The organism is Paenibacillus nuruki (assembly GCF_001721045.1).
GTDB classification, from domain to species: Bacteria; Bacillota; Bacilli; order Paenibacillales; family Paenibacillaceae; genus Saccharibacillus; species Saccharibacillus nuruki.
This window is the reverse complement of the sequence record NZ_MDER01000004.1, coordinates 1-1523: the sequence shown is the minus strand read 5'-3', so window position 1 is coordinate 1523 and position 1523 is coordinate 1. Positions and strand designations below refer to the sequence as shown.

Genomic DNA, 1523 nt, shown 5'->3' with positions numbered 1-1523 from the left:
TTTCGGTGATTTTGTAATTCGTGCAGGTTATGTAGCAGAAGTGTTGGATGGTATGCAATTTCATGCTTAAATAATGAGAGAGGAGTTTTAGTTTTAATTAACTTTAAACTCCATTATGAGTATAATAACAGTAAAGTTACCTGAAGAAAATTTCAAAAATTTCATAATTGGAAAACCAATAGTATTATTAGGAGCTAATGGAGCAGGTAAGACTAGATTAAGTGTTAAAATTGAGGAATTAAATGATCCAAACTTCAATTCTATGCATAACAACTCTTTATTATCAGTTCATAGAATTACTGCTCAAAAGTCATTAACTTTAAATCAAAGTTTGATTATTAAAGGCTTAGAAGCATCAGAAAAAGAAGCATCTATTGGAAGCGATTATCCAGGTAGTACTAAAAGAGATAATCGTTATAGCGGTAATCCGGCAACGCATTTACTAAATGACTATGACAAAGTTTTATCACTTTTTTTTGCAAGAAATAATAAATTATTAGAGAATTATCATGAGTTTTGTACTAGAGCTAAAAATGAAGGCAAAGAATTACCCCCCGTAGAGAAATCTTTAAAACAACATGCAGAAGATATTTGGAATTATCTAATTCCTAAAAGAACACTTGATCTATCAGGTAATGAAGTACATGCTTTTTTTGAAAATAATAGATATCACGCAAAGGAAATGAGTGATGGAGAACGTGTGATTCTATATTTAATAACACAAATTTTATCGCTTAAAAACAATTCTTTAATAATAATTGATGAACCAGAACTACATATACATAAAGCAATTTTGAATAAATTGTGGGACAAACTTGAAGAAGCGAGACAAGATTGTGTATTTATGTATATTACTCATGATCTTGATTTCGCTGTATCAAGGAGTGTTAGCGAAATCTTATGGGTGAAATCTTTTGATGGTATTGGAAAATGGGAGTATGAATTTTTACCTTTAAATGATTATTCCGATATTCCTGAAGGACTATTATTTGAACTCATCGGTACACAGAAAAAGACGATATTTGTAGAAGGAACAAAGGAAAGTCTTGATTACCTGATTTATCAAGAATTATATAAAGATCAAAATTATCATGTAATCCCTTGTGGAGGATGTTCACAAGTTATTAAGTATGTGAAATCTAAAAAGGGATATAAAAGTTTACAAAATATAGAGGTTTATGGAATTATAGATAGAGACTTTAGACCAAAAAATGAGCTGGATTCTTTAGAAAAAGAAGGTATATTTTCTTTGAAAGTAGCAGAAGTAGAAAATCTATTTATAGTCGAAGAGCTTTTAGCTTTTATGCAGGAAAGATTAGGTTACAATATTAGTATTATTGAAGAAGTAAAATCGTTTATAAAAAATATTTTCCAAGGAAGCATTGCTTCACAAGTTGCAGAAGCAGTAGCAATCGAGATTAATCATCAATTGAGTAAAATAAAGTTTGATAATAAAGTGAGTAGTGAAGAAATAAAATTGAAAATTGAAATGAGATTTTCTGAAGAAAAATTCAAAAATATTT

Annotated in this window: 1 protein-coding gene; it reads left to right on the top strand. The window is 29.0% G+C overall.

The genetic code is table 11. The features are described 5' to 3' along the window. Positions 1-115 precede the first annotated feature (115 nt). A partial coding sequence (locus PTI45_RS01105) for a DUF4435 domain-containing protein (protein ID WP_069325711.1) occupies positions 116-1523 on the top strand: 1408 nt, incomplete at its 3' end.